Origin of the sequence: Cellulosimicrobium sp. 4261, assembly GCF_040546915.1 — a bacterium.
Taxonomy (GTDB): Bacteria; Actinomycetota; Actinomycetes; order Actinomycetales; family Cellulomonadaceae; genus Cellulosimicrobium; species Cellulosimicrobium cinnabarinum.
This window is the reverse complement of record NZ_JBEPOQ010000012.1, coordinates 55,783-68,375: the sequence shown is the minus strand read 5'-3', so window position 1 is coordinate 68,375 and position 12,593 is coordinate 55,783. Positions and strand designations below refer to the sequence as shown.

Below are 12,593 nucleotides of genomic sequence, written 5' to 3'. Positions count from 1 at the left end.
GATGATTGCGCCAGCTGTGCCACGGGCGGACGCGCCCGCGGCTCCGACGACACCGAAGGACGAATGAGTGGTGGACAACGCTCCCCGAGTGCTTGCCGGGCGCTACCAGGTCGGTGAGCTCATCGGCCGTGGTGGCATGGCCGAGGTGCACATCGGCCACGACAACCGCCTCGGTCGTACCGTCGCGATCAAGATCCTGCGCTCCGACCTCGCGCGCGACCCGTCGTTCCTCGCACGCTTCCGGCGCGAGGCGCAGGCGGCGGCGTCGCTGAACCACCCGGCCATCGTCGCGGTCTACGACACGGGCGAGGACGTGCACGAGGACGCCACCGGGAACTCGGTGCACGTCCCGTTCATCGTCATGGAGTACGTCGAGGGCCACACCGTGCGGGACATCCTGCGCGACGGCCAGGCCGTGCCCATCGACGAGGCCGTGGAGATCACCGCGGGCGTCCTGGCGGCGCTCGAGTACTCGCACCACGCCGGGATCGTCCACCGCGACATCAAGCCCGCCAACGTCATGATCACGCCGACCGGCGCCGTGAAGGTCATGGACTTCGGCATCGCCCGCGCGGTGGCCGACTCCGCAGCCACCATGACGCAGACGCAGGCCGTCATCGGCACCGCCCAGTACCTCTCCCCGGAGCAGGCGCGCGGCGAGACGGTCGACGCGCGCTCCGACCTGTACTCGACCGGCTGCCTGCTCTACGAGCTGCTCACGGGGCGCCCGCCGTTCATCGGCGACTCGCCCGTCGCGGTCGCCTACCAGCACGTGCGCGAGGCGCCCGCCACGCCGAGCGCGATCGCTCCCGACGTGCCCGAGGTGCTCGACCGCATCACGCTCAAGGCGCTCGCCAAGGACCGCACCGCGCGGTACTCGAGCGCAGCCGAGTTCCGGGCCGACCTCGAGAACGCGGTGCGGGGCGGGTCCATCACGGCCCCCGCGCTCGGGGTCGCGGCCGCCGCCGCAGGCCTCGGTGCCGCCGCCGCGGCCGCCGACCTCCAACCGACGATGGTCGAGTCCGCGACGCAGGTCATGACCCCGGCCGCCGCGGCGGCGAACCCCTGGGCGACCAGCGCGGCGCCCGCCGTCCCGCCGGGGGAGCAGCCTCCCGGCGAGGACGAGGAGCAGCCCAAGAGCCGCAAGGGCCTCATGTGGGCGCTCATCGCGGTCGGCGTCCTCGCCATCGCGGCGATCGTCACGATGCTGCTCATCAACCAGAACAAGGACGCCGAGCCGGAGCTCGTCACCGTGCCGACGGTCCAGGCGGGCATGACCCAGGAGGAGGCCGCCGCGCTCTTCGACGGCCTGGACCTCGAGTTCAACCCGCTCCTCGAGGAGAACTCCGACGTCCCGGAAGGCGAGTTCATCCGCCAGAGCCCCGCCGGGGACGCCCAGGTCGACCCGGGCACCTCGGTCGACGTCTGGTTCTCGACCGGGCCTGACGCCGTCACGATCCAGGACCTCAAGGGCAAGACGCAGGAGGAGGCCCGGCAGTATCTCGCCGACGCCGGGCTCAACGTCGGCGACGTCAACACCGAGGACTCCCCGGACGTCCCGAAGGGCTCGGTGACGAAGACCGACCCCGGCGCCGGGCAGTCCGTGCCCGCGGGCTCGACTGTCAACCTCTACGTGTCGAGCGGCCTCGTCGCCCTTCCGGACGTCACGGGCCAGCAGTTCGACGCCGCGAAGTCGACCGTCGAGGCACTCGGCCTCAAGGTCGACCGCAGCGAGGAGGAGTCCGACGAGCCGGAGAACCAGGTCCTCTCGCAGCAGCCCAACGCGGGCAGCGTCCCGCAGGGGTCGACCGTGACCCTCAAGGTCGCCATCCCGCGCGCGGCGGAGACGACGACGGTGCCGACGAACCTCGCCGGCATGACCGAGGAGCAGGCCATCGAGGCGCTCAACGGCGCCGGCCTCAACCCGAGCGGCAACCGCATCACGCAGGAGTCCGAGCAGTGGCCGGCGGGCACGGTCATCGGGTCCGACCCGCGGGGCGGGACCGAGCTCGAGGTCGGCTCAGAGGTGCGGCTCATCGTCTCCACCGGCCCCGGACCGTCGACCGGTGGCGGCGAGAACGGCGGAGGGAACAACGGCGGGGGCAACGGGAACGGCGGGGGCAACGGCGGAGATAGCGGGGGCTGAGCCTCCGCCCCCGGGCCATCTCACGACGACGGGCCCTCACCTCCGTGGAGGTGAGGGCCCGTCGTCGTGCGGAGGAGCCGAGAGGTGGCGGCGGGGGTCGGCGCTGCGCCGTGCTCGCTACTGGCGCACGAGCGGGGCCATGCCCGCGGAGCGCTCGACGGCTCCCTCGAGGCCGCACGCCTCGAGCCAGTTCGCGAGCAGGCGGTGGCCGCCCTCGGTGAGCACCGACTCCGGGTGGAACTGGACGCCGTGCAGCGGCAGCTCCTTGTGCTGGAGGCCCATGATGACGCCCCCGGCGGTCGTCGCCGTCACCTCGAGCTCGGCGGGCACGGTGTCGCTCACGACGGCGAGCGAGTGGTACCGCGTCGCGGTGAAGGGCAGGGGGAGGCCCGCGAGCACGCCCTCGCCCTCGTGCTCCACGAGGCTCGTCTTGCCGTGCATGAGCTCGGGCGCGTGGGTGACCGTCGCGCCGTACACCTCGGCGAGGGCCTGGTGGCCGAGGCAGACCCCGAGCATCGGCGTGCGCGACGCGGCGCACGTCCGGATGACCTGCTCGCTCTGCCCTGCCTCCTTCGGCGTGCCGGGCCCGGGGGAGACGAGGACGCCGTCGAACACCGTGCCGTCGGCGTCGCGGAACCGGCCGTCGGCGTCCGGCTCCGGCACCGCGTCGTTGCGCACGACGACGGTCTGCGCGCCCAGCTGGTCGAGGTAGCCGACGATCGTGTAGACGAACGAGTCGTAGTTGTCCACGACGAGGATGCGGGTCGGGTGGGTCATCGCGTGGCCTCCACGGACGCTGCGCCGGCGGCGTCGGTCTGGATGTTGGGGTCGTTGAACGGCATGTACTCGGACACGAGCGGGAACAGCCACTCGAAGCACGCGAGCACGACGGCGGCCGCGAGGACGAGCAGGATCAGCACCCGCAGCCACGCCGGGCCGGGCAGCACGCGCCACAGCGCCCCGTACATCACGAGCCTCCTTCGGCGGCGGGAGCGGTCTGGCCGACGAGCTCCGGCGGCGTGCCGTCCTCGACGGGCATCCAGTAGTCGAACTTCGCGTTGACGATGTACCGCGCGACGAGCGAGTTGAGGCCGATCGGGTGGCACGTCGTCAGCGTGAGGTACCGCTCGGTGGGCTCGACGCCGGGCTGCCACGGGACGGGAGCGATCGCCTCGACCTGGTCGGGCTTCACGGCCTGCATGTGGTCGACGCGGTAGACGTACCAAGTGCCGTCGGCCTCGACGACGATCGGGTCGCCGATCTCGAGCTCCTCGACGTCGTGGAAGATCTTGCCGTACGTCTGCCGGTGCCCGGCCAGGGAGAAGTTCCCGACGCCGCCGGGCATGACCGTCTCGGGGTAGTGCCCGGCCATGGCCCGGTCGAGGATCGACCGCTTGTCGGTGCCCTCCGCGATCGGCATCATCTTGCCGTCCCACCGCGGCACGTAGAGGGTGCCCCACACCTCGCCGAGCGCCGGCGCGGCGGGCACGGGCGGGTCGTCGCGCAGGATCGTCGTGCCGACGTCCGCGGCGTCCGGGGTCGGCGCCTGGATCTCCTCGAGCACCTGCGCCTGGACCCGGTCGGCCTGGACGTCCGTCCACCAGAGCTGCCAGACGACGTACAGGCCGAGCAGGATCCCCAGCGTGATGAGCAGCTCGCCGAGCACCCCGACGACCGCGGACACCGGACCACGGCTCGAGCCGCGCTGCCCGGCGTGCCGGGCCGGTGCGGGGCTCGTCGCGGTCACGACGCCACCGCGTCGGACGGGCGCGCGTAGCGGAGCTCGAGCGCGCCCTGGTAGCCCGGCATCTCGATGTCGTCCTCGTCCTCGACGGACCAGCCGAGGTTCACCGCGTCGACGTACTCCTTGTACACCTGGACGCCCGGCGAGCGGTCGAGCGCGTCGCGCAGCGCCTCGGGGTCGCCCACGGCCTCGACGACGTAGGGCGGGGAGTAGACGCGCCCGTGCAGGAGCAGGATGTTGCCCGCGCAGCGGAACGCCGACGTCGCCGTGACGCGCTGCCCCTGGAGCGTCATCGCCTCGGCACCGCCCGCCCACAGCGCGTTGACGACCGACTGGATGTCCTGCTGGTGCACGACGAGGTCGTCGGGGCGGATCCCCGCGGGGTAGCTGCCGTCCGGGGGCGCGTCGTCGAGCGAGACGGACACGCCGGCGCCCCGGACCGGCGTCGTGCCGGCGGAGACGGCCGTCCGCGCCGCGAGGTCGGGGTCGACGCCGGTGGGCGCGTCCTCGGACCGCGACAGGTCCGCGACCTCGGCCGTCAGGGCGTCGACCTGGGTCGCGAGGTCGGCCACGCGGTCGGACTCGCGGTCGACGAGCTGCGCGAGGTTCTCCGGGTGGCGCGACTCGTCGCCGCGCGCGAGCCGGGCGTTGGCCGTGAACATGAGCCCCGCGAGCGCGAGGACGAGCGCGACCGTCACGGCGGACCGCACGCGGCGCGCGCGCGGCGTACCGCCCGGGCCCGACGACGGCACGTCGGCGGGATCGTCCGGGCCCGCGGCGGCGGGGTCCGTGGTGCTCACGCGACCGTCTCCTTCCTGGGGCGGACGCGGTCGTCGACCGGTCTGCGTCGTGCGTCTGCGTCGTGGGCTGTGTGGTGCTCGAGGTCGTGCGCGGCTCACCTCGCGGCACGTCCTCCGCGCGCGGTGTCCGCGCCTATTGTGTGCGCCCACTACGCTAGTCGACGAACGTCGTCCACGATCGTGACGGACCCGTGCTCCGGCAGAGTCTCGCGGCGCGTCGACGACCTTCGCCCGACCCATGCACGGTTCCTGCACGACGACGGCAGGCGTCCGCTCCCGCGGTGCGTCCCGGCGTCGGCGCAGCGAGCCCCACCAGGACAGGAGCCCACCCTCGTGCCCGAGTCGAAGTCGCGCAAGAAGCCCAAGCCGCAGCGTCCGCCGAGCGTGCCGAAGCCCGAGTCGGGCAACCCGCGCTGGCTCGTGCCCACGATGCTCGGGCTCATGCTCGTCGGGCTCGCCTGGATCGTGCTGTTCTACCTCAGCGGTCCGAAGCAGCTCCCCGTCCCGCCCCTCGGCGCGTGGAACCTCGGGGTGGGCTTCGCCTTCATCATCGCCGGGTTCGCGCTCACGACGCGCTGGAAGTAGCCGCGCGCCGGGCAGGGCCTCGGCCCCGCCCGGCGACGTCGGGCCTCACACCGGTGTAGTTCCACACCTGTGAGTAACTCTGGGGATAACTCTCGCGGCGGGCCCGGTCAGGCGACGTGGCCGAACTGGTCCGCCGCCGCGTAGGTGAGCCAGGAGGCGGCGACCAGCGCCGCGACGACCACGACCGTCGCGCCCACGGACACCAGGGTGCGGCGCTCCCGCGGCGCGTACGCGTAGGCCGCGCCGAGGGCGAGGCCCACCACGAGACCGCCCAGGTGCGCCTGCCACGCGATCCCGGGGAAGAACAGCCCGATCGCGAAGTTGATGCCGATGAGCACGACGATCTGCATCGCGTTGCGGCCCGTCCGGCGCAGGACGAGCAGGATCGCCCCGAAGAGCCCGAACACCGCGCCCGAGGCGCCGACGACGGGCTGGTACCAGGCCTCCGACGTCGGGCCTCCCGCGAGGAGCAGGTACCCGACGGAGCCCCCGAGGGCGGAGAGCAGGTAGAGCGCCGTGAAGCGCAGCCGTCCGAGCTGCTGCTCGAGGAACGGGCCCGTGATCCACAGGGCGTACATGTTGAAGAGGATGTGCACGGGGCTCGTCGAGTGCAGGAACGCCGCCGTCAGGAAGCGGTAGGGCTGCAGCTCGCCGACCCACGGCGCGAACGCGAGCATGTTCGTCCACGTGCCGCCCGTGACGAGCTGGAGCAGCCAGCTCACGACGCACAGCCCGATGATCGTGAACGTCACGACGGGCGGGCCGCCCCGCACCTTCCCGCCCAGCGCGGTGCGCGCCGTGGGCGCCTGACGGGCGGCCTCCCGCACGCAGTCCACGCACTGGACGCCGACCGCCGCGGGGCGCTGGCACTCGGGGCATGCCGGGCGCCCGCAGCGCTGGCAGCGCACGTACGACACGCGGTCGGGGTGCCGCGGGCACACCGGCGGGACGGCGGGACCGTCGTGCGGTCCGGCCGTCCCGTACGCCGGCGGGCCGGGTGGCCCGGGAGGTGTCGTCGAGATGGTCAGTCCTCGATGGTGACGGACGTGATGACGATGTCCTCCTGCGGGCGGTCGCCCGGACGCGTGGGCGTCGCGTTGATCGCGTCGACGACGGCGCGGGACTCGTCGTCCGCGACCTCGCCGAAGATCGTGTGCTTGCCGTTGAGCCACGGCGTGGGGACCGTCGAGATGAAGAACTGCGACCCGTTGGTGCCCTCGGCCTCGCCCGTCACCGGGTTGCGGCGCACGCCCGCGTTCGCCATCGCCAGCAGGTACGGGCGGTCGAACTGGAGCTCGGGGTGGATCTCGTCGTTGAACGTGTAGCCCGGGCCGCCGGTGCCCGTCCCGAGCGGGCAGCCGCCCTGGATCATGAAGTCCTGGATCACGCGGTGGAAGATCAGGCCGTCGTAGAACGGCTCGGTGCGCTCGGCGCCGGTGCGGGGGTCGGACCACGTCTGGGTGCCCTGGGCGAGCCCGACGAAGTTCGCCACCGTCTTCGGGGCGTGGTTCGGCAGGAGCTCGATCCGGATGTCACCTGCGGTCGTGTGGAGGGTTGCGAACATGGGCACCATCTTCCCACGAGACCCGCGCCCGACCCGTCCGGGGCGATGTCTCGCGGCGTGGCCGGGGTGGTGGCAGAGTGGGCGGAAACGCATCGCATCCGCACATTCGTCCCGTCGGACGACGACCCCGGGGAGCACGCATGACCCGTTCTCGCTCAGCGAGCGACTCCGTCAAGGACACGCTCGAGTCGATCGACACCGAGAAGCTGAAGGAACAGGCCGCGCAGGCCGCCGCGACGGCGCAGAGCGCCGCGACCCAGCTCGCGGACCAGGCCAAGGACGCCGCGGTGCACGCCAAGGAGTGGGGCACGCCCAAGGTGGAGGCGTTCCTCGAGTGGCTCCAGCCGCGCGTCGAGAAGGCCTGGCAGGACAGCATCCAGGCCGCCGCGCCGCGCGTCGAGAAGGCCGCGACCAAGGCCGCGCCGGCGATCGACACCGCGCACGACCGCCTCGTGGAGGACGTGCTGCCGAAGATCGTCGCCAGCTTCAACGCCGCAGCGGCCAGCGCGGCGGACTCCGCCCAGCGTGCCGCGGACAACGCCGCCGAGGCGACCGCCGCCGCGACTGCCGCGGCCGCCGCGGCGTCGGGCAAGAAGGCGCGCAAGCTCGCGAAGCAGGCCAAGAAGGCCACGACGGAGGCCGCGAAGCAGGCGCAGAAGTCGGCCGGCAAGGCCGGCAAGAAGGCCGCGAAGCACGCCGACAAGACCGCGGAGAAGGCGGCCGCCAAGCTCGCCGCGGCGGCGGACAAGGCAGCCGCGAAGGCCGCCGAGGCCGACTCCTCGAAGGGCAAGGGCCGCACGCTCTGGTGGATCGCCGGTGGCGTCACCGCCGCGGGCGTCGGCTACGTCCTCTACCGCCGCGCGCAGCCGACGACCGACCCCTGGGCCGAGCCGTGGGAGCAGGAGCAGCAGCAGGTCCACTTCGACGACGTCGTCGGCGACGCCAAGCACGCCGTCGGGGACGCGGCCGAGTCGCTCGGCGAGGCGGCGGGCGCCGCCGTCGCCAAGGGCCGCGAGGCCACCGACAAGCTGGCCGAGCGTGCCGCCGAGGTCCGCGACGACGTCACGGACCGCGTCACCGAGGCCGTCTCGGACGCGAAGGACGCGGCGAAGAAGGCGACGAGCCGGGCCCGCAGCACCACCCGCGGCGGCGCTGCCGGCGCGAAGGACGCGGTGAAGGACACGGCGGAGGACGTCAAGGACGCCGCGGCGGACGCCAAGGACGACCTGGGCGACGCCGGCAAGAAGGCGCGCGAGGCCGCCGAGTCGGCAGCCGAGGACGCCGCGAAGAAGGCCGACGACGCCTGACCCTCCACCCGCCGTCCCCGGACGGTGACAGACGACCGAGGGGCCCGTCCCGGCAGGGACGGGCCCCTCGTCGTCCCTCCGGGCAAAGACCTCGCGAGCACGCGGACGCGGCCGTGGGACGCGGCCGCGGCCCGCGGCGCCGGGTACGCCGACGTCGGACGCACGGAGACCCCGTCCGCAGCCGGACGGGGTCTTGGTGGTCGTGACGATGGTGGAGCCAGGGGGACTCGAACCCCCAACCCCCTGCTTGCAAAGCAGGTGCGCTACCAATTGCGCCATGGCCCCGGGTGACGCGGCCGGGGCCGGTCAGCAGCGAGAGGTGCTCACTCGAAGGTGTCGGTGACCTCTGCCCAGAGGTCGCGCTCGGCGTTGTCCTCCGTGTACTTGCGCCACACGAGGTACCCGGCGCCGGCGGCGAGGAGCAGGAGCAGAAGCTTCTTCATGGTGTTCCCCCTCGAGTGGGTTGGCAGTGGGCCTAAGAGGACTTGAACCTCTGACCTCTTCCTTATCAGGGAAGCGCTCTAACCGTCTGAGCTATAGGCCCGAACGCGCCTCGCCGGACAGCCCCAGGAGGGCTGCTCCGCTCGCAGGCAGCGATTGAGGTTACCCCACCGGGAGCCGCAGACCCAAACCGAGGGGCCCGTGCCTCCCGGTCGGGGAGCCGGTGCGTGGTCAGTCGTCGGTGAGCGTGAGGTGCACGCCACCCACGAGCGCCGCGACGATGTTGTAGAGGAACGCCATGATCGTCGAGAGCGCCGTGATGATCACGACGTTCACGACGCCGAGCAGCGTGGCGATCGAGATCACGCGGCCGAACGCGACGTACTGGCGGATGTCGACGTCCGTCTCCGTGCCGACGATCTGCGTGAACAGCTCCTCGATCTTGAAGAAGACCTGCATGCCGTCGAGCACGTACCAGACGACGGCGGTCGCGACGACGGTCATGATCCCGATCGCGACCGCGAGGAGGAAGCCGAGCTTCATCGCGGACCACGGGTCGATGCGCGAGACCGCGAGCCGCACGCGGCGCGGGCCGCCGTCGGGCCGGACGGCCGGGGTCGCGCCCGTCGCGGTCCCCACGGCCGGCGTGGCGCCGGTGAGCGGGCTCGCCGTGCCCGTCACCCCGGCGGCGGAGTAGTGCATGGAGGCCCCGGCGGGAGCGCCGGCGGTCGCCGCGCTCGTGGGGGCCGAGGTGGTCGTGGGCACGCGCCTCACCGTCTCGTCGTCGATCTCGTCGTGCCCACGCTCGGGCTCCGTCTCTGCGGGCGCGGCGGGGACCGCCGCCGACACCTTCTTCGCGGCCGTCTTCGCCGCCGCGATCGCCGCGGCCGCCGCCTTCACGGCCCCGGCCCGGGCGACCGCGACACGGCTCTCGCCCGACGCGCGCTCCATGCCGTCGTCGTCCACCGTGCCCTGCGCGGGCGCAGCCTGGGCCGACGGGCCCGGCGGAGGCGGGGGAGGCGGCGGGACCGCGGCCGCGGCCCCGTCACGCGGGGTCGCCGGTGCCGAGGAGCCCTGGGACGCACCCTTCGTCGAACCCTTCGACGAGCCGTTCGACGACGTGCCGTCCGCCTCGCCGTGCCGGCTCGGGGACGTGCCCCCGGAGCGGGCCGCGTCCGTGTCCGGTCGCGGCACGGTCAGCCGCGGCGTGATGGTCGGCGGTGCGTTGTTCTCGCTGCTCATCTGGTTTCCTCGGTGGTTCCGGGGGCCGGGTCGGTCCCGCCCGCCCCGTCGGACGAGGCGGGCGCGTCGGTGGTCGGTGCGCTGCTCGTGTCGGTGACGCCCGGGGCCGTGCCGGTCCCGTCCTCGCCCTCCACGGTATCCCGATCCTCTCCGAGGCGACGCTCGACGTTCCGCGCGACCGCGATGATGCGGTCGCCCTTGTCGGGCTTCGCGAACGTCACCCCCTGCGTGTTCCGACCGGTGAGGTTCACCTCGCCGACCGCGGACCGCACGATCTTCCCGCGTTCCATGATGACCAGCACCTCGTCGTCGGCCTCCGTCACCAGAGCCCCCACGAGATCTCCACGAGCCTCCACCAGGTTGGCGACCTTGATGCCCAGACCGCCGCGGCCCTGGACGCGGTACTCGTCGATCCGCGTGCGCTTCGCGAACCCGCCCTCCGTCACGACGAAGAGGTCGGAGCCCTCCTCGACCACGTCGGCCGAGAGCAGCTCGTCGCCGTCGCGGAACTTCATGCCCGTGACGCCCGACGTCGCGCGGCCCAGCGGCCGCATCGTGTCGTCGTCGGCGGGGAAGCGGATGGACTGGCCCTTGCGTGACACGAGGATGAGGTCGTCGTCGGCGTCCACGAGGAGCGCCGCGACGAGCTCGTCGGGCGTGCCGGACTCGTCCTCGCGCAGGTTGATCGCGATGAGGCCGCCCGAGCGCGGCGAGTCGTACTCCGACAGCCGCGTCTTCTTCACGAGGCCGCGACGCGTCGCGAGCACCAGGTACTGCGCCGCGTCGTAGTCGCGCAGGTCGAGGACCTGCGCGATCTTCTCGCCCGGCTGGAACGCCAGCAGGTTCGCCACGTGCTGACCCTTGGCGTCGCGCCCGCCCTCGGGGAGCTCGTACGCCTTCGCGCGGTAGACGCGGCCGAGGTTCGTGAAGAACAGCAGCCAGTGGTGCGTCGTCGTCACGAAGAAGTGGTCGACGATGTCGTCCTCGCGCAGCTGGGTGCCGCGCACGCCCTTGCCGCCGCGCTTCTGGGCGCGGTAGCTGTCGCTGCGCGTCCGCTTCACGTACCCGCCACGCGTGATGGTGACGACCATCTCCTCCTCGGCGATGAGGTCCTCGATGGAGACCTCGCCGTCGAACGGGAGGATCGTCGTCCGACGCTCGTCGCCGTACTTCGCGACGATCTCGCCCATCTCGTCGCCGACGATCGACCGCTGCCGCTCCGGCTTGGCCAGGATGTCCTGGTAGTCGAGGATCTGGCGCTCGAGCGCGTCGTGGTCGTCGAGGATCTTCTGCCGCTCCAGGGCCGCCAGACGGCGCAGCTGGAGGTTGAGGATCGCGGTCGCCTGGACCTCGTCGACGCCCAGCAGCTCCATGAGGCCCGTGCGGGCCTCCTCGACGTCGGGCGAGCGCCGGATCAGCGCGATGACCTCGTCGAGCGCGTCGAGCGCCTTGAGGTACCCGCGCAGGATGTGGATGCTGCGCTCGGCCTCCGCCAGCAGGTACCGCGTGCGGCGCACGACGACGTCGAGCTGGTGCGTCGTCCAGTGCCGGACGAACGCGTCGAGGCTCAGCGTGCGCGGCACCCCGTCGACGAGCGCCAGCATGTTCGCGCCGAACGTGTCCTGGAGCTGGGTGTGCTTGTACAGGTTGTTGAGGACGACCTTCGCCACGGCGTCGCGCTTGAGGACGACGACGAGGCGCTGGCCCGTGCGGCCCGACGTCTCGTCGCGGATGTCCGCGATCCCCTGGACGCGGCCTTCCTTGACGAGGTCCGCGATCTTCGCGGCCAGGTTGTCCGGGTTCACCTGGTAGGGGAGCTCCGTGACGACCAGGCACACGCGGCCCTGGATCTCCTCCACGTTCACGACGGCGCGCATGGTGATCGAGCCGCGACCCGTGCGGTACGCCTCCTCGATCCCCTTGTGGCCGAGGATCGTGGCGCCCGTGGGGAAGTCCGGGCCCTTGATGCGCTGGAGCAGCGCCGCGAGGAGCTCCTCGCGCGAGGCGTCCGGGTGGTCGAGGTGCCACTGCACGCCCGCCGCGACCTCGCGGAGGTTGTGCGGCGGGATGTTGGTCGCCATGCCGACGGCGATGCCCGCCGAGCCGTTGACCAGCAGGTTCGGGAACCGCGCGGGCAGGACCGACGGCTCCTGGGTGCGGCCGTCGTAGTTGTCCTGGAAGTCGACGGTGTCCTTGTCGATGTCCCGGACCATCTCCATGGCGATCGGGGCCATGCGGCACTCGGTGTACCGCGGGGCGGCCGCCGGGTCGTTGCCGGGGGAGCCGAAGTTCCCCTGCCCGGCGACGAGCGGGTAGCGCAGCGACCAGTCCTGCACGAGGCGCACCAGCGCGTCGTAGATCGCGCTGTCGCCGTGCGGGTGGAACTTGCCCATCACGTCGCCGACGACGCGCGAGCACTTCGAGTACGAGCGGTCCGGGCGGTACCCGCCGTCGTACATCGCGTACAGCACGCGCCGGTGCACGGGCTTGAGGCCGTCGCGCACGTCGGGGAGCGCACGGCCCACGATGACGCTCATCGCGTAGTCGAGGTACGACCGCTGCATCTCGAGCTGCAGGTCCACCTGCTCGATGCGCCCGTGGTGCACCGCGACCGCCGACCCGTCGGCGTGCACGGTCTCCTCGGACCCGTCGCCGGGAGCCGTGGGCTCGTTCTCGGGGTTCTGCTCGTCCGTCACGGTCTACCTCGTTCGTTCGTCTCTGCGTGCGTCGTCGACCTGGAAGCCCTCCGGACCCGCCCGGGAGG

Annotated in this window: 12 protein-coding genes and 2 tRNA genes; 3 read left to right on the top strand and 11 right to left on the bottom strand. The window is 72.5% G+C overall.

The features are described from left to right. Positions 1 to 67 precede the first annotated feature (67 nt). Positions 68 to 2,146 carry a Stk1 family PASTA domain-containing Ser/Thr kinase gene (gene pknB, locus ABIE39_RS14645; RefSeq protein WP_354052322.1) on the top strand — a complete coding sequence of 693 codons (2,079 nt, stop codon included), beginning with the start codon at positions 68 to 70 and terminating at the stop codon, positions 2,144 to 2,146. Positions 2,147 to 2,263: 117 nt separating this feature from the next. On the opposite strand, the gene ABIE39_RS14640 is transcribed toward pknB, so the two are convergent. The 4 genes from ABIE39_RS14640 to ABIE39_RS14625 are packed head-to-tail and all read right to left on the bottom strand — an operon-like array spanning position 2,264 to position 4,690. Next, positions 2,264 to 2,923, bottom strand: coding sequence for an aminodeoxychorismate/anthranilate synthase component II (locus ABIE39_RS14640; protein ID WP_354052321.1), 660 nt, complete (start codon positions 2,921 to 2,923; stop codon positions 2,264 to 2,266). Continuing rightward, positions 2,920 to 3,114 carry a hypothetical protein gene (locus ABIE39_RS14635; protein WP_175009413.1) on the bottom strand — a complete coding sequence of 65 codons (195 nt, stop codon included), beginning with the start codon at positions 3,112 to 3,114 and terminating at the stop codon, positions 2,920 to 2,922. The genes ABIE39_RS14640 and ABIE39_RS14635 overlap by 4 nt, the downstream gene beginning before the upstream one ends. After that, the gene (locus ABIE39_RS14630) at positions 3,114 to 3,893 is read right to left on the bottom strand and encodes a class E sortase (protein ID WP_175009414.1); all 780 of its coding nucleotides are present in this window, start codon (positions 3,891 to 3,893) and stop codon (positions 3,114 to 3,116) included. The genes ABIE39_RS14635 and ABIE39_RS14630 overlap by 1 nt, the downstream gene beginning before the upstream one ends. Further along, positions 3,890 to 4,690 (bottom strand): DUF881 domain-containing protein, encoded by an 801-nt coding sequence (locus tag ABIE39_RS14625; RefSeq protein WP_354052319.1) that lies wholly within the window; start codon positions 4,688 to 4,690, stop codon positions 3,890 to 3,892. The genes ABIE39_RS14630 and ABIE39_RS14625 overlap by 4 nt, the downstream gene beginning before the upstream one ends. 333 nt (positions 4,691 to 5,023) lie before the next feature. Here ABIE39_RS14625 and ABIE39_RS14620 point away from each other — a divergent pair, with 333 nt between their 5' ends. Beyond that, positions 5,024 to 5,275 carry a cell division protein CrgA gene (locus tag ABIE39_RS14620; RefSeq protein WP_074804014.1) on the top strand — a complete coding sequence of 84 codons (252 nt, stop codon included), beginning with the start codon at positions 5,024 to 5,026 and terminating at the stop codon, positions 5,273 to 5,275. Positions 5,276 to 5,382: 107 nt separating this feature from the next. On the opposite strand, the gene ABIE39_RS14615 is transcribed toward ABIE39_RS14620, so the two are convergent. Continuing rightward, complete coding sequence (locus tag ABIE39_RS14615) at positions 5,383 to 6,192, bottom strand: rhomboid family intramembrane serine protease (RefSeq protein WP_354052317.1); 810 nt, start codon at positions 6,190 to 6,192, stop codon at positions 5,383 to 5,385. 107 nt (positions 6,193 to 6,299) lie between these two features. Further along, positions 6,300 to 6,839 carry a peptidylprolyl isomerase gene (locus tag ABIE39_RS14610; protein WP_175009415.1) on the bottom strand — a complete coding sequence of 180 codons (540 nt, stop codon included), beginning with the start codon at positions 6,837 to 6,839 and terminating at the stop codon, positions 6,300 to 6,302. A gap of 140 nt (positions 6,840 to 6,979) precedes the next feature. On the opposite strand from ABIE39_RS14610, the gene ABIE39_RS14605 reads away from it, so the two are divergent. Next, positions 6,980 to 8,146: a hypothetical protein gene (locus ABIE39_RS14605; RefSeq protein WP_175009416.1), complete on the top strand. Its 1,167-nt coding sequence runs from the start codon at positions 6,980 to 6,982 to the stop codon at positions 8,144 to 8,146. Between the two features lie 209 nt (positions 8,147 to 8,355). On the opposite strand, the gene ABIE39_RS14600 is transcribed toward ABIE39_RS14605, so the two are convergent. The 5 genes from ABIE39_RS14600 to gyrA all read right to left on the bottom strand — a co-directional run bounded on the left by ABIE39_RS14600 (position 8,356) and on the right by gyrA (position 12,525). Beyond that, positions 8,356 to 8,431: transfer RNA gene (locus ABIE39_RS14600), tRNA-Ala, on the bottom strand. Between the two features lie 38 nt (positions 8,432 to 8,469). Further along, complete coding sequence (locus tag ABIE39_RS14595) at positions 8,470 to 8,589, bottom strand: DLW-39 family protein (RefSeq protein WP_021483216.1); 120 nt, start codon at positions 8,587 to 8,589, stop codon at positions 8,470 to 8,472. A gap of 27 nt (positions 8,590 to 8,616) precedes the next feature. Further along, positions 8,617 to 8,690 (bottom strand) — tRNA-Ile (locus ABIE39_RS14590). Between the two features lie 128 nt (positions 8,691 to 8,818). After that, the gene (locus ABIE39_RS14585; RefSeq protein WP_255437306.1) at positions 8,819 to 9,829 is read right to left on the bottom strand and encodes a DUF3566 domain-containing protein; all 1,011 of its coding nucleotides are present in this window, start codon (positions 9,827 to 9,829) and stop codon (positions 8,819 to 8,821) included. Beyond that, entirely contained in the window at positions 9,826 to 12,525 is a 2,700-nt protein-coding gene (gene gyrA, locus ABIE39_RS14580; protein ID WP_175009417.1) for a DNA gyrase subunit A, read from the bottom strand. The genes ABIE39_RS14585 and gyrA overlap by 4 nt, the downstream gene beginning before the upstream one ends. Between the last annotated feature and the right edge of the window lie 68 nt (positions 12,526 to 12,593).

What these genes read in the sequence shown, in the direction of transcription:
- ABIE39_RS14640 (WP_354052321.1), bottom strand. Translation starts at nt 2,923, where the DNA reads ATGACCCACCCGACCCGCATCCTCGTCGTGGACAACTACGACTCGTTC.
- ABIE39_RS14635 (WP_175009413.1), bottom strand. Translation starts at nt 3,114, where the DNA reads ATGTACGGGGCGCTGTGGCGCGTGCTGCCCGGCCCGGCGTGGCTGCGG.
- ABIE39_RS14610 (WP_175009415.1), bottom strand. Translation starts at nt 6,839, where the DNA reads ATGTTCGCAACCCTCCACACGACCGCAGGTGACATCCGGATCGAGCTC.
- ABIE39_RS14605 (WP_175009416.1), top strand. Translation starts at nt 6,980, where the DNA reads ATGACCCGTTCTCGCTCAGCGAGCGACTCCGTCAAGGACACGCTCGAG.
- ABIE39_RS14595 (WP_021483216.1), bottom strand. Translation starts at nt 8,589, where the DNA reads ATGAAGAAGCTTCTGCTCCTGCTCCTCGCCGCCGGCGCCGGGTACCTC.
- ABIE39_RS14585 (WP_255437306.1), bottom strand. Translation starts at nt 9,829, where the DNA reads ATGAGCAGCGAGAACAACGCACCGCCGACCATCACGCCGCGGCTGACC.